Origin of the sequence: Mesorhizobium sp. M5C.F.Ca.ET.164.01.1.1 (assembly GCF_004792125.1) — a bacterium.
GTDB lineage: Bacteria > Pseudomonadota > Alphaproteobacteria > Rhizobiales > Rhizobiaceae > Mesorhizobium > Mesorhizobium wenxiniae.
On the sequence record NZ_SRTG01000001.1, the window covers coordinates 396,695 to 415,723 of the forward strand.

The 19,029-nt window shown below is 63.3% G+C and carries 17 protein-coding genes and 1 tRNA gene; 10 read left to right on the forward strand and 8 right to left on the reverse strand.

The genetic code is table 11. The features are described from left to right. Window positions 1–192: 192 nt before the first annotated feature. The 4 genes from EN807_RS01840 to EN807_RS01860 form a co-directional block, all read right to left on the reverse strand. Window positions 193–1,428 carry a CmpA/NrtA family ABC transporter substrate-binding protein gene (locus EN807_RS01840; protein WP_189522320.1) on the reverse strand — a complete coding sequence of 412 codons (1,236 nt, stop codon included), beginning with the start codon at window positions 1,426–1,428 and terminating at the stop codon, window positions 193–195. A 2-nt stretch (window positions 1,429–1,430) separates the two neighbouring features. Further along, window positions 1,431–2,030: an ANTAR domain-containing response regulator gene (locus EN807_RS01845; protein WP_135933665.1), complete on the reverse strand. Its 600-nt coding sequence runs from the start codon at window positions 2,028–2,030 to the stop codon at window positions 1,431–1,433. 673 nt (window positions 2,031–2,703) lie between these two features. Then, window positions 2,704–2,779, reverse strand: a tRNA-Ala gene (locus EN807_RS01855). Window positions 2,780–2,949: 170 nt separating this feature from the next. After that, window positions 2,950–3,339 carry a TIGR02300 family protein gene (locus EN807_RS01860; RefSeq protein WP_127212523.1) on the reverse strand — a complete coding sequence of 130 codons (390 nt, stop codon included), beginning with the start codon at window positions 3,337–3,339 and terminating at the stop codon, window positions 2,950–2,952. 195 nt (window positions 3,340–3,534) lie between these two features. Here EN807_RS01860 and aroA point away from each other — a divergent pair, with 195 nt between their 5' ends. The 3 genes from aroA (at window position 3,535) to rpsA (ending at window position 7,632) form a co-directional block, all read left to right on the forward strand. Beyond that, the gene (aroA, locus tag EN807_RS01865) at window positions 3,535–4,893 is read left to right on the forward strand and encodes a 3-phosphoshikimate 1-carboxyvinyltransferase (protein ID WP_135933667.1); all 1,359 of its coding nucleotides are present in this window, start codon (window positions 3,535–3,537) and stop codon (window positions 4,891–4,893) included. Between the two features lie 183 nt (window positions 4,894–5,076). Further along, window positions 5,077–5,727 (forward strand): (d)CMP kinase, encoded by a 651-nt coding sequence (gene cmk, locus EN807_RS01870; protein ID WP_127212160.1) that lies wholly within the window; start codon window positions 5,077–5,079, stop codon window positions 5,725–5,727. A gap of 207 nt (window positions 5,728–5,934) precedes the next feature. Beyond that, entirely contained in the window at window positions 5,935–7,632 is a 1,698-nt protein-coding gene (rpsA, locus tag EN807_RS01875; protein WP_065006057.1) for a 30S ribosomal protein S1, read from the forward strand. Between the two features lie 126 nt (window positions 7,633–7,758). On the opposite strand, the gene EN807_RS01880 is transcribed toward rpsA, so the two are convergent. The 3 genes from EN807_RS01880 to EN807_RS01890 all read right to left on the reverse strand — a co-directional run bounded on the left by EN807_RS01880 (window position 7,759) and on the right by EN807_RS01890 (window position 11,052). Further along, window positions 7,759–8,466 carry an SDR family NAD(P)-dependent oxidoreductase gene (locus EN807_RS01880; protein ID WP_135933668.1) on the reverse strand — a complete coding sequence of 236 codons (708 nt, stop codon included), beginning with the start codon at window positions 8,464–8,466 and terminating at the stop codon, window positions 7,759–7,761. Between the two features lie 160 nt (window positions 8,467–8,626). Beyond that, window positions 8,627–10,207, reverse strand: a complete 1,581-nt coding sequence (locus EN807_RS01885) for a 5-guanidino-2-oxopentanoate decarboxylase (protein ID WP_135933669.1) — start codon at window positions 10,205–10,207, stop codon at window positions 8,627–8,629. Continuing rightward, entirely contained in the window at window positions 10,204–11,052 is an 849-nt protein-coding gene (locus EN807_RS01890) for an arginine deiminase family protein (RefSeq protein ID WP_135935749.1), read from the reverse strand. The genes EN807_RS01885 and EN807_RS01890 overlap by 4 nt, the downstream gene beginning before the upstream one ends. Window positions 11,053–11,271: 219 nt before the next feature. Here EN807_RS01890 and EN807_RS01895 point away from each other — a divergent pair, with 219 nt between their 5' ends. From EN807_RS01895 to EN807_RS01925, 7 genes are all read left to right on the forward strand, one after another. After that, entirely contained in the window at window positions 11,272–12,084 is an 813-nt protein-coding gene (locus tag EN807_RS01895; RefSeq protein ID WP_127315862.1) for an ABC transporter ATP-binding protein, read from the forward strand. Between the two features lie 55 nt (window positions 12,085–12,139). Continuing rightward, window positions 12,140–12,934, forward strand: coding sequence for a transporter substrate-binding domain-containing protein (locus tag EN807_RS01900; RefSeq protein ID WP_135935750.1), 795 nt, complete (start codon window positions 12,140–12,142; stop codon window positions 12,932–12,934). A gap of 143 nt (window positions 12,935–13,077) precedes the next feature. Next, the gene (locus tag EN807_RS01905) at window positions 13,078–13,791 is read left to right on the forward strand and encodes an ABC transporter permease (RefSeq protein WP_348640239.1); all 714 of its coding nucleotides are present in this window, start codon (window positions 13,078–13,080) and stop codon (window positions 13,789–13,791) included. Beyond that, window positions 13,791–14,603, forward strand: a complete 813-nt coding sequence (locus tag EN807_RS01910; RefSeq protein ID WP_127315836.1) for an ABC transporter permease — start codon at window positions 13,791–13,793, stop codon at window positions 14,601–14,603. Before EN807_RS01905 ends, EN807_RS01910 begins: the two co-directional genes overlap by 1 nt. 36 nt (window positions 14,604–14,639) lie before the next feature. Continuing rightward, window positions 14,640–15,641, forward strand: a complete 1,002-nt coding sequence (locus EN807_RS01915; RefSeq protein ID WP_127315835.1) for an Ldh family oxidoreductase — start codon at window positions 14,640–14,642, stop codon at window positions 15,639–15,641. Window positions 15,642–15,972: 331 nt separating this feature from the next. Beyond that, complete coding sequence (locus tag EN807_RS01920; protein WP_135933671.1) at window positions 15,973–16,425, forward strand: DoxX family protein; 453 nt, start codon at window positions 15,973–15,975, stop codon at window positions 16,423–16,425. Between the two features lie 120 nt (window positions 16,426–16,545). Then, window positions 16,546–17,520 (forward strand): complex I NDUFA9 subunit family protein, encoded by a 975-nt coding sequence (locus EN807_RS01925; RefSeq protein ID WP_135933672.1) that lies wholly within the window; start codon window positions 16,546–16,548, stop codon window positions 17,518–17,520. Between the two features lie 15 nt (window positions 17,521–17,535). Here EN807_RS01925 and EN807_RS01930 read toward each other — a convergent pair whose 3' ends face one another. Further along, window positions 17,536–18,906, reverse strand: a complete 1,371-nt coding sequence (locus EN807_RS01930) for a cytochrome P450 (protein WP_135933673.1) — start codon at window positions 18,904–18,906, stop codon at window positions 17,536–17,538. Window positions 18,907–19,029: the final 123 nt, after the last annotated feature.

The window sequence follows — 19,029 nt, forward strand, 5'->3', positions numbered from 1 at the left end:
TGGCCGTGAAGGCCTATGGATTACTACGCAGGAACCGTGCCAGCTGGAAGAAGCGGTGGATTAAGCAATAAAAACAATCGAGCGCGCGGGCGTAAAGGCTGGAGCGCCGGATTGTCGATGCTCATACGGCAGTCACGATCATTGTGCAGTAGCACAAAAATTGTGCAGTGCACGATAGTGCGCAAGGAATGCTCAACTCGTCGGCATCGCCCAGTCGCGGATAGCGAGATAGTCGTCGATCCTGTCGGGATCGAAGATGCGGCCGTCGAAGAAACCATCCGGACCAAGGACGAGGCTGGCGCCGGCCGAGCCGACCGGCGTGGCAGCGGTCAGGGCCCCCTCGACCTTGGCATTGGCTCCAGGCAGGGCGACGCCGAGCGGCTTCAGCGCTGCGCGATAGAGGTCGGGCCGGTAGGTGTCGCGCGCGAGCGCCATGTGGGCAGCGCTGTGCTTGATCTGCCCCCAACGGACCATCTGCGTGTAGAACCACAGCGCATGGCTCTTCCAGGGGAAATTCGCCGCCTTGCCGAAAGTCAGAAAGAAGTCCTCGACGCTCAGTTCCGCGCCGCCTAGCGCAAGATGTCCGGTCAGAATCGGCATCTGCAACGCCGGCGAAACTCCGAGGAAGGAAGGCTGCGCCATCAGCGCGGCCAGTTCGCCGCGGTTTGCCGGATTCTGGCACCAGCGCGCCGCGTGATGGAGCGCGCGCAGCAGGGCTGAAAGGGCTTCGGGGTGTTTTTCGGCCCAGGCCTTGCGCACGCCGACGACTTTTTCGGGGCTGGTCTTCCAGATAGCGGCCTTGACCGTGGCGATATGGCCGGTGCCGGCGACAACCGAGACGCTGTTCCAGGGTTCGCCGGCGCAGTAGCCGTCGATCCTGCCGGCGGCGAGTGCGTCGGCCATGAAGGGCGGCGGCACGATGACGATTTCTATTTCGCGCGACGGATCGATGCCGCAGGCCGCGAGCCAGTAGCGCAGTTCGTAATTGTGTCCGGAGTGCGGATGCACGACCGCAAAGCGCAGCGGGTCGCGACCGGCATTTGCCCGTTCACGGATTAGCGCTCCCAAGGCCTTGCCGGCTCGCGCCGGATCGAGGTCGGGCAAGGCGCCGTGCGCGGCCATGCCCGCCCAGACCACGTTCGAAACCGTTACGCAATTGCCGCCCAGTCCCAGCGAGAACGGCACGATCGTATCGGAGGCGAGTGGCGTGAGCCCCAGATTGCAGGCGATCGGCATCGGCCCCAGCATATGCGCCAGATCGAAATGCCCGATCGCGATGCGGTCGCGGATGTTGGCCCAGGATGTCTCGCGACTGAGCGTCAGGTCGACGCCTTCGCGCGCGGCAAAGCCGATCTCGCGCGCTGCGACAAGAACCGCGCTGTCAAAGAGCGGTATGAAACCGGCATTGATCTGGTGTTCGGCCGCCATGCTCAACTCTCTCCGGGATCCAGAAGGCCTGCCGCCGTCACCAGGCTCTGCGCGATTTCGCTGATCTTGCGGTTCTGGCTCATGGCGGTCTTGCGCAGAAGCGTGTAGGCCGCGTCCTCCGACAGGCCGCGCGACCTCATAAGGATGCCCTTGGCGCGGTCGATGACCTTGCGGTCCTCCAATTCACTGCGGGCTTCTTCCAGTTCGCGCGCCATCCGCGAGAACGCGTTGAAGCGGCTGATCGCCATATCGAGGATCGGCTTGACGCGCTCCTGGCGCAGCCCGTCGACGACATAGGCGGAGACCCCCGCGGCCACCGCAGCTTCGATCGAAGCCTGATCCGACCGATCGACGAACATGGCGATCGGCCGCTTCACGACGCGCGACAGCTGGAACATGTTTTCAAGCATGTCGCGGTTGGGATTTTCGAGGTCGATGACGATTACGTCCGGTTCGATCTCGGCGATGCGCCGCGCTATTCCGGCAACGTCGTGAACGACCGTGACCTGCTCATGCCCGGCCTCCCGCAATCCCGCCTCAATGATGGAGGCGCGGATGTGGTTTTCGTCGATCACCAGGACGGTGAGGGATTTCCGGATCATGCCGCATTTTGCGCACGCCGCGCGATTGTGCAATGCGGCATGTTGAGAATTGACGCAGTTATCGCTTCGGGCACTGCCATATGTTCGCGGAGCTGACCCGTTAAGCTTCTTTAAATACCATTCGTGGGGTCTACTTTGCTTTTCTATCGCCTGCGCTATCTTTCAGTTTGCGAACCTTGTCTCGCTGCCTAGAAGATTGGAGGTTTCCATGGATCGGCGATCATTTTTGACAGGAATGTTTGGCATTGCTGGGGCAGCAGCCCTTGCGAGCGCAGTTCGGCCCATCAACGCGGTAGCCGGCGTACCTGGCGCCCGACGTGGCATCCTCGATGAACTCGACGCGCCGGATACGGAAGCCTTCGAGGATGAAGATACTCAAGCGGAGCCGGTCCGCCATCGGCGGTGGCACCGCAGGCGGCGGCGCCGGCGGCGCGTTTGGAGAAGGATCTGTCGTCGTGTCTGGCGAAATGGCTTTCCGCGCAGACGGTGCTTTCGCAGGCGTGTTTGGGTTTGGGCCTGGTATTATTAGCAGTTAGTGTGCTGAAAGCCCTGGTGATTGCCGGGGTCTTCAGCTTCAGGCTAACCGAAATACAGCGAAATTTTTCAGGGGGCCCGCCCGAGTTGTCGGCCTGCGAGTGATAGGCAGGCCTACAACGACTACCCAAGAGAAAACTGGTGGAGCCAATCGGAATCGAACCGACGACCTCTTGAATGCCATTCAAGCGCTCTCCCAACTGAGCTATGGCCCCACTCCGGCAGTCTACCGGCGCCGTTGCCGGCGAAGAGATCCGGCGCGGGTTGAGACCGCGCCGTTAGTGCAGCGGCTTCTAACCCCGCCTTCCGTCAATATCAAGCCTTCAAGAGCCGCTTTTTATTAAGACGCCGCGAAAGTCGGCAGGCGCTTGCGCCAGAGGCCGGATCAGACTTCGTCGTCGTCGTCGCCGACGCCGATCATGTCGGCGACATCGTCGTCTTCTTCCTCTTCGTCGGCGAGGAAAGTATCGTCGTCCTCGTCACCGAGGTCCACATCGTCCTCGTCATCGCCGAGATCGGGCAGATCGTCGGCTTTCGCATCCTCGTCCGCCTCTTCGAGCGAGACGACCTCGACCCCCTCTTCCTCCTCGGCGTCCACTTCCTTCTCGGCAACTTCCTCTTCCTCCTCGAGGGCGGCGATCTTGCCTTCCTCGAAATAGGAACGCGGATAGCTCTTGCCGGTATAGGGCGAGACGATCGGATCCTTATTCAGGTCGTAGAATTTTTGACCCGTCTCGGGGTCGATGCGTTTGGTGCCAAGTTCGGGTTTTGCCACAGCAAGCCTCGTCGATGAAAGTTTGGTCCCCATAACCACAGTTTGCGGCGCTGTCAAAGCCTAAAGCCAGCGTCATAAATCGCCGCGTTGAGCGACCTCTTGCAAGGGGATGACCATTTCCGTCCGCCGTGATACGAGACCGCCCAAACCAAAAGAAAAAGGCCGGCCACCGGCATTTTCACGCAGGGAAAAGCCATGTCGCATACTGCCGCCCCGAAACCGGCCACCGCCCGCAAATCGTCAGCGCTTTCAGGCGCGGCGCGGGTGCCCGGCGACAAGTCGATCTCGCACCGCTCGTTCATGTTCGGCGGCCTCGCCTCCGGCGAGACCCGCATCACCGGCCTGCTGGAAGGCGAGGACGTGATGCGCACGGGCGCCGCGATGAAGGCAATGGGCGCGCATATAGAAAAGCTCGGCACTGAGTGGGTGATCCGCGGTACCGGCAACGGCGCGCTGCTGCAGCCGGAAGGTCCGCTCGATTTCGGCAATGCCGGCACCGGCTCACGCCTCACCATGGGTCTGGTCGGCACCTACGACATGGAAACCACCTTCATCGGCGACGCTTCGCTGTCCGGCCGTCCGATGGGCCGCGTGCTCGAGCCGCTGCGCCAGATGGGCGTGCAGGTGCTGAAAGCCACACCCGGCGACCGCATGCCGATCACGCTGCGCGGGCCCAAGCACGCAGCACCCATCACCTACCGTGTGCCGATGGCCTCGGCGCAGGTGAAGTCGGCGGTACTGCTCGCCGGGCTGAACACGCCTGGGATCACCACCGTCATCGAGCCGGTGATGACGCGCGACCACACCGAAAAGATGCTCAGGGGATTTGGCGCCAATCTGTCGGTCGAGACCGATGAGCGCGGCGTGCGCCATATCTTCATCGAGGGCCAGGGCAAGCTTACCGGACAAACCATCGCGGTGCCGGGCGATCCCTCCTCGGCCGGCTTCCCGCTGGTCGCGGCGCTGATCGTGCCGGGCTCCGACATCACGATCGAAAACGTGCTGATGAACCCAACCCGCACCGGTCTTCTTTTGACGTTGCAGGAAATGGGCGCCCGGATCGACATTGTCGACCCGCGCAATGAAGGCGGGGAAGATGTCGCCGATCTGCGGGTGCGCTATTCCGAGCTGAAGGGGGTCGCCGTGCCGCCCGAACGGGCGCCGACGATGATCGACGAATATCCGGTGCTTGCTGTCGCCGCCAGCTTCGCCGAGGGCGAGACGCTGATGCAGGGACTGGAAGAGCTGCGGGTGAAAGAATCCGACCGGCTGTCGGCAGTGGCCGATGGACTGAAGCTCAACGGCGTCGACTGTACCGAGGGCGAGGCCTCGCTTGCCGTGCACGGAAGGCCGGGAGGCAAGGGACTGGGCCAGCATCCCAATGGACAGGGCACCATCGTGCAGACTCATCTCGACCACCGCATCGCCATGAGCTTTCTGGTGATGGGGCTTGCGACGGAAAAGCCTGTGACCATCGATGATCAAACGATGATAGCGACAAGTTTTCCGGAATTCATGGGCCTGATGAAGGGGCTGGGCGCGGAGATTGAGTGACATGGCAGTCGCAAACCTTGGACATCAGAGCGCCGCAGCGATGCTGAATTCTGGTTGGCAGCACTCTTTGGCTGATGCCACGGCATGGATCCCAGGGTCTTCGCTCCGCTACGTGTTCGCTGCGCCCTGGGATGACGAAGGCGCGAGGGCTTGTTGCCGGGCGGACAAAGCGTTGAGCCGTCAATGACACACGTCTTCACCATCGCCATCGACGGACCCGCCGGCGCCGGCAAAGGCACGCTGGCGCGAAGGCTGGCCGACCACTACCGGCTGAACCTGCTCGACACCGGCCTCACCTATCGCGCTGTGGCCCATGCGCTGCTTCGGCTCGGTCTGCCGCTCGACAATGTGTCGGCCGCCGAAACCGCTGCCCGCCAGGTCGACCTGGCCAAGCTCGACCGGTCGGTGCTGTCGGCGCATGCGGTCGGCGAGGCGGCTTCGAAAGTGGCGGTGTTCCCTTCGGTGCGGCGCGTACTGGTCGAAAAGCAGCGCGAATTCGCCAAGGCGCCGCCGGGCGCCGTCCTCGACGGCCGCGACATCGGCACCGTCGTCTGTCCCGACGCCGACATCAAGCTCTATGTGACGGCCAGCGCCGAAGTGCGGGCAGAGCGGCGGCTGGCCGAGATCGAGAGCATCGGCGGCACCGCCAATTTCAACGAAATCCTCGCCGATATCCTGCGGCGCGACGAGCGCGACATGGGTCGCGCCGACTCGCCGCTGAAGCCTGCCGCCGACGCGCACTTGCTCGACACGTCGGAAATGGCTATAGAAGCCGCGTTCCTGGCGGCCAGGGCGATCATCGACGACGTTCTGGCCAAGAGAAACAAAGCCTGAGCTGGGTTTTCCTCCCGCTGCCGATTGTCGGCGGCGAAAAGAAACCTATATCGGGTGCACGAACCAGCCTGCCAGCATTTTTCATGCGCCGGAATTGCCGCTTAGGCGGCCAAGGGCTTTTCTGAAGCCCGGAACGCCGGCAGGCCAACGCAACGCAAACCCACGGCGCCCGTCCCGCTTGAGATGCGGGGCATTCCAGGAGAAACTATGTCAGTTGCAAACCCCACTCGCGATGATTTCGCGAGCCTGCTCGAAGAATCATTTTCCGCCGGCCATTCCGGCGAAGGCCAGGTCGTCAAGGGCACGATCACCGCGATCGAAAAGGACATGGCCATCATCGATGTCGGCCTCAAGGTCGAAGGCCGCGTGCCGCTGAAGGAATTCGGCGTCAAGGGCAAGGACTCGACGCTCAAGGTCGGGGACTCGGTCGAGGTCTATGTCGAGCGCATCGAGAACGCGCTTGGCGAAGCGATGCTTTCCCGTGAAAAGGCCCGCCGCGAAGAGAGCTGGGTCCGTCTCGAAGAGAAGTTCACCAAGGGTGAGCGCGTCGAAGGCGTCATCTTCAACCAGGTCAAGGGCGGCTTCACCGTCGATCTCGACGGCGCCGTGGCCTTCCTGCCGCGCAGCCAGGTCGACATCCGCCCGATCCGCGACGTCTCCCCGCTGATGCACAATCCGCAGCCCTTCGAGATTCTCAAGATGGATCGCCGCCGCGGCAACATCGTGGTGTCGCGCCGTACCGTGCTCGAGGAAAGCCGCGCCGAACAGCGTTCGGAAATCGTGCAGAACCTCGAAGAGGGCCAGGTGGTCGAAGGCGTCGTCAAGAACATCACCGACTATGGTGCGTTCGTCGACCTCGGCGGCATCGACGGCCTGCTGCATGTCACCGACATGGCATGGCGCCGCGTCAACCATCCGACCGAGATCCTCAACATCGGCCAGACGGTCAAGGTGCAGATCATCCGCATCAACCAGGAAACCCACCGCATCTCGCTCGGCATGAAGCAGCTCGAGAGCGATCCGTGGTCCGAGATCGGAACGAAATTCCCGATCGGCAAGAAGATCAAGGGCACCGTCACCAACATCACCGACTACGGCGCATTCGTCGAGCTGGAGCCGGGCATCGAGGGCCTCATCCACGTTTCGGAAATGTCGTGGACGAAGAAGAACGTGCATCCCGGCAAGATCCTGTCGACGACGCAGGAAGTCGATGTGGTGGTGCTCGAGGTCGATCCGGCCAAGCGCCGCATTTCGCTCGGCCTCAAGCAGACGCTCGAGAACCCGTGGCAGGCTTTCGCCAGCAGCCATCCGGTCGGCAGCCAGGTCGAGGGCGAGGTCAAGAACAAGACCGAATTCGGCCTGTTCATCGGCCTCGAAGGCGATGTCGACGGCATGGTCCATCTTTCCGACCTCGACTGGACCCGTCCGGGCGAGCAGGTGATCGAGGAGTACAATCGCGGCGACATGGTCAAGGCGCAGGTGCTCGACGTCGACATCGACAAGGAGCGCATCTCGCTCGGCATCAAGCAGTTGGCCAAGGACACGGCCGGCGAGGCGGCGACTTCAGGCGAACTGCGCAAGAACGCGGTCGTCACCTGCGAGGTCACCGGCGTCAAGGATGGCGGTCTGGAAGTGCGGCTCGTCGAGAGCGGCATCGAGACCTTCATCAAGCGCTCCGACCTCAGCCGCGACCGCGACGAGCAGCGCCCAGAGCGCTTCACGGTCGGCCAGAAGGTCGACGCCCGCGTCATCGCCTTCGACAAGAAGACCCGCAAGCTGCAGGTCTCGATCAAGGCGCTGGAAATCGCCGAAGAGAAGGAAGCGGTCGCCCAGTACGGCTCGACTGACTCCGGCGCTTCGCTGGGCGACATCCTGGGTGCCGCGCTGAAGAAGCAGGGCAGCTAAGTCCACTAACGTCGCGCCTCGCGCGACCTGTTAAAAACCCCGCCGGAGCGACCCGGCGGGGTTTTTGTTTGGCCATGGCCAGAGCATTGGACCAATTTTGGAAATCCGCACACATACAAAGAGAGATCAGACCCTGCCGTAAAGTGGCACCAGCGTGCCGCTCATCGCCAGATTGGCCGGCGAAGCGAGATAGGCAATGGCCTCCGCGGCCGCTTCGAGGCTGACCCATTTACCGAAATCGGCTGCCGGCATGTCAGCCCGGGTGGCCGGCGTGTCGAGCGTCGAGGGCGCGACCGCGTTGACCAGGATTCCCTTGCCCTTGAGTTCTTCCGCCATCGCCACCGTCATTGCCGCGACCGCCGCCTTGCTGGCGGCGTAGGCGACCATGCCGGAACCGCGCCGCAGGTCGAGTCCGGCGCGCGCCGTGACATTGACGAGGCGCCCTGACACGGAAGATTCCAGCATCGAGCGGATCGCCGCGCGGCAGCACAGGAAGGTGGTACGGGCGTTGGTATCCATCATTTCGGCAAAGGACGCGGGCTCGATCTTCTCGACCGGCGCAGCGGTGAAGCCGCCGGCCAGATGGATGGATGCCCACAAATCGGTAACGCTGGCATAGAACGCATCGACCTTGGCGGGATCGGCGAGATCGACATTGTGCGCCAGCCTGACGCGCTCATGTGCCGGGAAGGGAAAATGCGCGGGCGCGGCAGCATGGGCATTGGGCACATGGCAGACCGCACCCTGCTCCAGCAGTTTGCCGACAACCGCGCCACCGAGCGCTCCGGTGCCGCCGGTCACCACAACATGCCTGCCGTCCAGTGTATCCGTCATCTTCGACCGCTCCAGTCACTCATATGCCGCGCCGCCGCCGAAGGTCGCGCCTTTCGCGTGTTCACTCAACCGAAATCTCGATGACACAGTGTCGTTTACGCGCCTCAAGCCGGCGGCCATCCGACGAGGATCGCATCCCAAGCAGACGCTGCCACAGCACTCAATCGACAGGGATCTCGATGACATAGGGCAGTCCGGTCGCCCGCGCGCGCTGGAGTGCGTCCGCCAGATGACCGATGCCGGCGAGCCGCTCGGCGGCAATGCCATAGGCCTCGGCCAGCTTGCAGAAATCAGGCGGCGCCGGCGAGACGCCGACCGGCTCGACGCCGACATCGAGCATCGAGGTTTCGATTTCGCGATAGCCGCGATTGTTCCAGACGACGAAGATCACCGGCGCCGAGGCGTCAAGCGCGGCGCCCAGTTCCGGCAGCGTGAACTGGAAACCACCGTCGCCGGTGAGACAAACGACCGGCGCATCAGGCACGGCAAGGGCCGCACCGATCGCCGCCGGCGGACCATAGCCGAGCGCGCCGAAGCCGGTGGCGGCGTTGAACCAGCTGCCCGGTCGATCGTGATCGTAATAGAGGTTGGCGGCATAGACCGGCTGGGTCGAATCGCCGACGATAATCGAGCCCGGCAACGCATCGCGGATCGCCTCGACGGCTCGTGTTTGCGCCTGGAGGCTCGGGCTGATTTCGGCGAAGGCCGCTTGCCTCGTTGCAGCGGCGCGAGCCGGACCGTCGTCCGATGGCGGCTGGCCCTTGCCGATTTCGGCAAGCAGCGCCTCGAGTGCTACGCCGCAATCGGCCTGGATCGAAATCCGGGCCGGCCGGCGGGCAAGCTGGTCGGCGCCGATGTCGATGCGGATCAGATTGGTCGGCAGGACAAAGCCGCCGTCGCTATACCCATCATAGTCGGTCGGGCCGAGTTCGGTGCCGGCGGCAATGACCAGATCGGCCTCGGCCATCAGCGCACGCACCGCCTTCAGACTCGGGCTCGCCGGCACGCCAAGCGGATGGCGATGCAGCAGGCCGCGGGCATTGGCCGTCTGGACAACCGGCGCTCCCATCCTTTCGGCGAGACGCTTCAGCGGCGCTTCGGCTCTCTTGGCGCCGCCGCCGGCGAGGATCAGCGGGCGGCGGGCAGCCGCGCAAAGCCTTGCCGCCTCTGCTATCGCCGCCGCATCCGGTTCGGGCGGCGCGACATTGGTCAGCAAAGCTGCGATGCCGTCCGCCGGCTTGACCATGATGTCGGTCGGGATCTCGATATGGACCGGACCGGGGCGCGATGACGAAAACAGGGCGAAGGCGCGGGCAAGCACGCCCGGCAGTTCGTCGGCGTCGGTGACACGGTGCGAGAACAGCGCCACCTTCTCCATCATGCCACGCTGGTCGGGCAGTTCGTGCAGATGGCCAAGGCCCTTGCCCAGCGTCGGCGTGGCATTGACGCCTGAGATCACCAGCATAGGCACCGAATCAGCGCGGGCCTGGCCCATGGCGGTGATGGTGTTGGTCAGTCCCGGTCCGGTGATGACGAAGGCGACGCCAGGCTTGCCGCTGGCGCGCGCATAACCGTCGGCCATGAAGCCGGCGCCCTGCTCATGACGCGGGGTGACGTGGCGGATCTTCGAGCGCGCCAGCCCGCGATAGAGTTCGACAGTATGCACACCCGGAATGCCGAAGACCGTGTCGACGTCATGGGCTTCGAGCAAAGTGATGAGCGCTTCGCCGACTGTCGTCATTGTCTGAGCACCGGACGTGTGAGGCAAGTCGGTCCGCCCTCGCAGGCAATGCACAGCGCGTCCGCCTCGAAGGTCGAAACCCTACAGCCGGCGGCCGCCATGGCCGCCGCGGTCTTCGGGAAGCCGGCAACGGCGATCACCTCGCGCGGCGCAGTCGGCAGCACATTGAGGCTGAGACCGTTGGAGGCGAAGAACTCCTCGGCGTCGCCCTCGACCAGGCGAATGCCGCGCGCTCGCAGCATCTGGTAGAAGGCAGCCGGCAAAAGCGGTGCATAGACCAGCGCCAGATCGTCGGCGAGCGGACTGATCACCGACATCAGATGCAGGCAGGCCTCCTCGCCATGCCAGAGCGGCAGGTCGTAACCATAGACCTGGATACCCTTGGGTGTGAGCAGGTTGGCGAGTTGCTGGATGCCGTCCTGGTTGGTGCGCACGCCGCGGCCGACGGCCAGCGTCCGTGAATCCACCCAGACGCAGTCGCCGCCCTCGACTTGGCCGGGATGCTCGATGCGGCCGAGGATAGGCACGCCCATGCGCTTGTAGGCCGCCTCGTGCAGGCCGGGCTCAGCCAGGCGCAGCGCCTTGCCCATGGCAAGAATGATGGCGCCGTGGTCGGTCATCAACGAAGGATCGTGTGTGAAGACGGAATCGGCAAGCCCGTCATCGGTGTCGGTCAGCCATTCGATCTCGGCGCCGGATGCCAGAACCAGCGTCGTCAGCGCCTGATGCTGGGCCGCGGCCTTTTGCGGATCGAAGCCCGGGCCATAATGCCATTCCGATGCTTTGGCGCGGGGCATGGCGCTTGCGGCGGACCGCATCAGCACGCGCTGCAGGGGCCCGGCCATGGACTGCGACCCGTATGCTTTACCCACCAACTGCTCCTGAAACATCCCATTCAGCCAATAGCCATTCAGCGAGCCGCGATCAATGGTCCAAAAAAGCATGGTTGACGGAGGCAAGCGGAACGGTCCATCTTGAGAATGAGAAGTCTGTCCAGTGATGGTAATGGGTAAAAAATTCCAGCAGCGACGGGTCCAGCCGCTTCGTGAGGCACTCCAAAGGTGATAGCGCAAGGCACGGCCCCCGCCCTGAAGTACACGGCGCAGAACGACGCCGCCGAAGCAATCCATGTCGAGAACCTGCATAAAAGATTCGGCGAACTGCATGTGCTGAAGGGCGTTTCGCTGTCGGCGCGCGACGGCGAGGTCATCGCCATCATCGGTGGCAGCGGCTCGGGCAAGTCGACCCTGCTGCGCTGCATCAATTGCCTGGAGAACCCGACCAGCGGAATCGTCCGCGTCAATGGCGAGGAGATCCGGATGAAGGCCGACAGTCACGGCCACACCGTTCCCGCTGACCGCAAGCAGATCGAGCGCATCCGCTCCAGGCTCGGCATGGTCTTCCAGAACTTCAATTTGTGGAGCCACATGACGCTGATCGAGAACGTCATCGAGGTTCCGGTGCATGTTCTGGGCGTCAAGCGCGATGTGGCCATCGCCGAGGCCGAAAAGCTGCTCGCCCGCGTCGGCCTAGCCGAAAAGCGCGACGTCTATCCGGCCTATCTATCGGGCGGCCAGCAGCAACGTGCGGCCATCGCCCGGGCGCTGGCCATCAATCCGCGCGTCATGCTGTTCGATGAACCGACCTCGGCGCTCGACCCGGAACTGATCGGCGAGGTGCTGAAGGTGATCGGCGATCTGGCGCGCGAAGGCCGCACCATGGTGCTGGTGACCCACGAGATGAAGTTTGCCCGCGAGGTCGCGACGCATGTCGTCTACCTCTACAATGGGCTGGTCGAGGAAGAAGGGCCGCCGGAGCAGATCTTCGGCGCGCCCAAATCCGAAAGGCTGAAGCAGTTTCTGCGCAATGTGGGATGACTTGCGAGAAAAGCAGACGGGAACGTCAAAACCAAAAAACGGGAGAAATGAAGAAATGAAACCTCTTCTCAAAACGGCGCTCGCGGCCACGCTGATCGCGTTGTCTGGCGCATTTTCGGCAAGCGCCGAACAGATCAAGGTGGGTTTTTCGCCTGAAGCCTATCCGCCGTTTTACTCGCAGGACGCTTCCGGCAACTGGGGTGGCTGGGAAGTAGACATCGTCAATGCCGTCTGCAGCGAAGCCAAGCTGGATTGCGTATTGACGCCAGTCCCGTGGGACGGCCTTATCCCGGCGCTTAAAACCAAGAAGATCGACGCGATTATGAATTCGATGTCCATTACCGACGAACGCAAGAAGGAAATCGATTTTTCGGAGAAATACTACAATACGCCGACTGCGGTGATCGGCGCCAAGGATCAGAAATTCGATGCGACGCCAGAGGGGCTGAAAGCCAAGATAGTCGGCGTTCAGGCGTCCACGGTGCACGCTGCTTACGCCAAGAAGCACTTCACCGATGCTGCCGAGATCAAAGAATACCAAACGCAGGACGAGGCAAATCAGGATCTCGCCGCCGGCCGGATCGATGCCACTCAGGCCGATTCGATCGCACTCGACGCATTTTTGAAGTCGGATCAAGGCAAAGCGTGCTGCGACCTCAAAGGTTATGTCGCACCGGATCTTCAAGTGCTCGGGCCTGGCGTCGGCGCCGGCGTACGCCAAGGCGACACCGAGCTCAAGGACAAGCTCAATGCCGCAATCAAGGCCATCCGCGCCAATGGCAAGTATGCCGAAATCACCAAGAAGTACTTCGACTTCGACATCTACGGCGAAGAGTCGCAGTCCAACTGACGGCAGCGGCATCAAGCCGGGCATGCCTAGCCGCCATCGTCGCGATGGCAGGTCCGGCTTGATACATCATTGGCGCCTCAACCCGGAAGTCCAGGGGACATAAGCTGAGCGACGTTCTCGCCACCATCTTCGGAGCCAGTTCGCTGGAATTGCTTTCCTTCCAGCCGCCGAACGGCAGGGGTCTCAGCCTTCTGCAGGGGTTGGCAAACTCCGTCGGAATTGCTTTCGGCTCCTTTGGAGTCGGTCTCGTGATCGGCGTCGGCGGCGCTTATGGCAAGCTCTATGGCGGGCCGGTGGTCCGTGACCTGCTGGAAGTCTACACCACCGTGGTCCGCGCCGTGCCCGAACTGGTGCTGATCCTGCTGCTTTATTTCGCTGGTACCGACCTCATCAACCAGTTGCTCACCGCGCTCGGCCATGCCGCAATCGATATCAACGGTGTTGTCGCCGGGATAGGCGTGCTCGGGGTCGTGCAGGGCGCCTACTCTACCGAAGTCTTGCGCGGCGCGATTCTCGGCATTCCGCAGGGCCAGATCGAAGCCGCGCGGGCGTATGGAATGCCCCCCGGCCTGCTTCTCAGGCGTATCACGCTACCTGCGATGCTGCCCTTCGCCATCCCAGGGCTGGCAAATCTGTGGCTGGTCGCCACCAAGGACACCGCGCTTCTCGCGATCGTCGGCGTCAATGAACTGACGCAAACCACACGGACGGCAGCCGGCGCGACGAAGGCTTATTTCACCTTCTTCATGGCGGCGGGCGCGCTCTATCTCGTTCTGACCCTCGTCTCCAACGTCGTCATCGGGCGTGTTGAGCGCTGGGCGCGACGCGGCATGCCTTCGATCGCGGGAACTCACTGATGGCGGCTGCCGAAACCCCGGTCATTAACGCCGCCGCCCGAGCTTCGCTCTGGATGCGGCCACATCGGATAGCGCTGATCCTGATCGCGCTGGTTATCATATTGGCGTCGATTTTCCTCATGCGCTGGGATTGGTTGCCCACCTATCTGCCGCTGGCTTTGCAGGGCATATGGCGGACCATATGGCTGCTGGTGGTGACGTCGGCTCTGGGCATCGCGCTCGCTATCCCCCTCGGCCTCGCGCAGGTGATCGGCCCGCCGATTCTGAGCGTTCCGGCCAAGGTGTTCTGCACGGTTATTCGTGGTACGCCGCTGCTGCTCCAGCTCTGGCTGCTCTACTTCGGACTCGGTTCGCTGTTTCCGCAATTTCCGTGGATACGCGAGTCGTTTCTTTGGCCCATTCTCAGGCAGGCATGGCCCTACGCGGTTCTTTCGCTGACGATTTCCTATGCTGGCTACGAAGGCGAAGTAATGCGTGGCGCCTTCGCAGGCGTACCGAAAGGTCAACTCGAGGCGGCCCGAGCTTTCGGCATGGGCCGTTGGAAAATGTTCAGGCGAGTATGGCTTCCGCAGGCGATCCACCGGGCGCTGCCGACGCTGGCCGGCGAAACCGTTCTCCAGTTGAAGGCAACACCGCTGGTGGCGACCATAACCATGGTCGACATCTATGCCGTAGCCTCGAGGGTGCGCCAGGATCTGTTCGTCACCTACGAACCCTTGCTGCTTCTGGCGTTGGTCTATATGGCCATCACCGGTATCCTGGTCTTCGGCTTCCGCCGGCTCGAGGCGCGGATTCCGAACCGGCTCGGCTGACATCGAGACAGTTTCACGAATTCAGGACTTACGAAAATGCAACTCAGTCTCGACCAGGCGACAGGGCTGTGCCGGATGGCGGCGCTCGGCGCTGGCGCCAATGAAGAAGCGGCGCAGTCGCTTGCAGCCTCCATCGTAGCGGCCGAGGCGGAAGGGCTGTCGACGGTCGGCTTGTCGCATTTCATCGACTATCTCGAAGCGCTGGAGGCCGGCCGCATCGACGGCAAGGCCGAGCCGGTCATCACCAGGCCGGCTTTGGCGGTCTATCTCTCTGACGCGCGCGGCGGTCTGGCGCATACCGGCTTCGACCGCACGATCGATGATCTCGCCAAGGCGGCGCGCCTGTTCGGCGTCGCCATCTTTTCGCAGAAGAACGCCTATACATGCGGCGCGCTCGGTTATTTCACCGGGCGGCTGGCCGCGCTGGGACTGGTGTCCTTCGCCGCGACGAACGGGCCCGCCGTGCTTGCCGGCTCTGGCTCAGTCAAGCCGGTCTACTGCACCAACCCGATGTCCTTCGCCGCGCCCGCCGCCGACGGAGCGCCGCTGGTGATCGACCAGTCGTCGAGCGCCACCGCTTTCGTCAACATTCGCAAGGCGGCCGAGGACGGCAGAAAAATTCCAGAAGGCTGGGCACTGGACGCGAGCGGCAACCCGACCACCGATCCCGCGGCCGCCATGAAAGGCGCGATGCTTGCCTTCGGCGGCCAGCGCGGCGCCAACATCGCGCTGATGGTCGAAGTGCTGGCAGCGGGTCTGTCAGGCGCCAACTGGTCGCTCGATGCGCCATGGTTCAGCGGCGGACCGGACAGCCCGGGAACCGGCCTCTTCGTGCTGGCGGTCGAGCCCAAGCTGCTCGATGCGGATTTCGAGAAACGCATGAAGGATCAGCTCGACCGGTTGCGCCGCCGCTACGGCGTGCATGTGCCCGGCCGCGCCAGGGCCGAAGCGGCAGAGAAGGCGGCCGCACGGGGCATAACGGCTCCGAAAGCCGTGGTGCAGCGCATCTCCGAATTCGCCGCCCGGTATTCTTCCTAAAAAGTGTCTGCGATTTTTCGCCGCCGTTGAACCTTTTTGCGCGGTGCCGCGACCAATGCCTGTCCGGGGTGGGGTTTGCCCGGGCGGTGACATCCGGTCGAATGTCCAGGGCTGGGGCGGGCGTCTGACGCCGTCCTGATACCGTCTCAGCTCAGGCCGCCTCGTCGGACCCTGACTCCGACCTTGGAAGTCACCCGGAAAACCCCGCTTCGGCGGGGTTTTCTGCGTTTCCGCAGAAAGCATAAAACATGCTTTCTGCGGTCACCTTTTGTTCATTTGACATGGCCAAACCCATCGGGCGTTTGAAGGAACGGTAAAAAGAGGAGTCCCAATGTCCGCAACCACTGAAAATTCCGGCAGAAGCCTTGTCATCCCGGCCCTTGGCGGCCTGTATTCGGCCTTGCACGACGCAAGCGAGACGCTGCTGCGCGCCGTGGCCGGCATCTTCCTCACCATTCACGGCTCGCAAAAGATCACCAATCCGTTCGGCGCCGCCGAGATGGTCGAGGGCCTCGGCTTTTATCCCGGCGCCTTCTGGTCGGTGCTTCTGGCCTGCACCGAATTCTTCGGCGGCATTTTCATCGCCATAGGCTTTCTGACCCGACCGGCCGCCTTCGCCGGGCTGTTCGTGCTTCTGGTCACCGTCTGGTTCCATTGGGTCACTATGGGCGAGGGCTTTTCGGGCGCCGAAAAATCGCTGCTGTGGGCGGCGATCCTGTTTTTCTTCGTCATTCGCGGCGGCAACCGCCAATCGGTCGACGCACGCATCGGCAGGGCGTTCTGACGCGGTCGGAAACAGGGCTCCCCGGCGACTTATCGTCGCCCTTTGCCTTTGGTGCGAAACGGACTAAGAAACGGCTTCAGTCAAGCACCAGTAAAACTGGAAACTGCGCCGGAGCCCGCAATGACCGAAATCCTGCAGACCCCAAAGCTCGTCGTCGTGTTCGGCGGCTCCGGCTTTGTCGGCCGCCACGTCGTGCGGGCGCTGGCCAGGCGCGGCTGCCGCATCAGGGTCGCCTGCCGCCGGCCCGATCTCGCCGGCCATCTGCAGCCGCTCGGCAATGTCGGGCAGATCCAGCCGGTGCAGGCCAATGTTCGCGTGCGCTGGTCGGTGGACCGGGCCGTGCAGGGCGCCGACCATGTCGTCAACCTCGTGGCCATCCTGCATGAGAGCGGCCGGCAGAAATTCACGTCCGTCCACGAATTCGGTGCACACGCGGTCGCCGAAGCGGCGCGCGCCGACGGCGCCGGCCTCACCCATATCTCGGCGCTGGGCGCCGATCTGAACGCGCAATCGGACTATGCGCGCACCAAGGCGCTCGGCGAAAGGGCGGTTCTGGAGACGATCGAGGACGCCGTCATTTTCCGGCCGTCGATCAATTTCGGGCCGGAGGATAGTTTCTTCAACCGGTTCGCCAATATGGCGCGCTATTCGCCGGTCCTGCCGCTGATCGGCGGTGGGCAGACCAAATTTCAGCCTGTCTATGTCGGCGATGTCGCCGAAGCGGTGGCGCGCTCGGTCGACGGCAAAGTCCAGGGCGGCCGGATCTATGAGCTTGGCGGGCCGCAGGTACTCACCTTCAAGCAATGCATGCAGGAAATGCTTGCCATGATCGACCGCAAGCGACTTCTGGTGTCGGTGCCGTGGTGGGTGGCGAACATGCAGGCATCGATTCTCGGGCTTTTGCCCAATCCGCTGCTGACCAAGGATCAGGTCCTGCAATTGCGCGAGCACAACATCGTGTCGGAAGCGGCCACCAGGGAAAACAGGACGCTCGCCGGTCTCGATATCCAGCCACAGTCGATCGGCAGCATCCTGCCCAGCTATCTCTGGCGTTACCGGTCCGCGGGCCAGTTCCAGCGCAAGACGGCGGCCTAGCCAATCAGGCGCTCACTAGAGGCGCCGCGTCACCTGCATCGGCAGGCCGCCCTGCGGTTGCGTCGTCAGTTTCTGCACCGGCCACGGCTTAGTCTCGGCGGTGGTGTCGAAGCGGAAACGCGACAGCATAATCGCCAGAGCGATGATCGCCTCCTGCATGGCAAAGCTGGCGCCGATGCAGACGCGAGGACCGGCGCCGAACGGCAAATACTGGAAGCGGTCGATCTTCTCGCGATTTCCCGGATGGAAGCGTTCGGGCATGAAGGCGTCGGGCCGCTCCCACAGCTTGCGATGGCGATGAACAACCCAGGGCATGACGAGCACCGCGGCGCGCCTCGGTATATAGAGGCCGTTCCAGGTTTCGGGCTCGATCGGCTCGCGGTTGATCGACGGCGCCGGCGGATAAAGCCTGAGCGCTTCGTCGAAGGCGGCGCGGGTGAACGGCATGGCGTCGAGCCACTTTGTCGGATCGGGCTCGCGCGCCAGCACCGCGTCGATCTCGCGCTCGATCTTTTCGCGCTCCCAAGGCGCTTCGGCCAAGCAATAGAGCGTCCACCCAAGGGCACGCGCCGTGGTCTCGTGACCGGCACCGATGAAGGTGATGATGTTGTCCTCGACCTCGGCGCGCGTCAGCCCGTCCGGTCCCTCCGCCTTGAGCAAAAGCGTGAGAAAATCCTGCGGCACCTTGTCCGGATCGCGCTTGACCCGCTCTTCGCGCATCTTGACCGTGTCGGTGACGATCTTGCGGAAATAGGCCATGGTCTTGCGGCCGCGGATGCGGGTCAGGCGCGGCAGCCAATCGGGTGCCCGCAACAGATCGAGCGGATCAACGCGGCCCATGGTCTCGAACAGCCGGTCGATCTCCTTGGCGAAGCTGCCCGGCTCACCTGATATCTCACCGGAAAACAGCGTCTCGGCCAGGATGTCAAAGGTAAGCAGCGTCATGTCATGGGCGATGTCCGACGTGCCGCCGCCCTCGTAGCGCGTGACGAACTCCCGTGTGCGCCTCAGCATCGGCTCGGCAAAACCGAAGATGTGGCGCGGCGTAAACACCGGCGCCATCGCCTTGCGCGAGCGCCTCCATACCTCGCCCTCGGCGGTCAGCAGGCCGTCGCGCAGGATCGGCCGCAGGATCATCTGACGCACCGTCGCCATCTTGTAGTTTTTCGCATTGTCGACCAGCACGTGGCGAATGAGGCCGGGGTCGTTGGCGATGACCAGCGGCCCGCCGATGCCGGTCACCGAAATCCAAGGCTGGTTGTAGGTCGGCTCGCCCCACAGTTCGAGCGGATTGCGATAGACGATGCGGATCATCTCCAGCGTCGAAGGTGGCGAGGTACGCGGCTTCGGTGCCGGCGGGACGAAGGGGGCGGGCTGACTGTCCATGGTGTGCTCCGCTGGTCACCTCAATGTAGTGGCTGGCAAGGCAAGCGTCCATGTCGCCGGCCTCTCCGGGATGTGACCGGGGCACTGGAAAGTCCCTGATTGCCGGGATAGGACGGCCTGCTC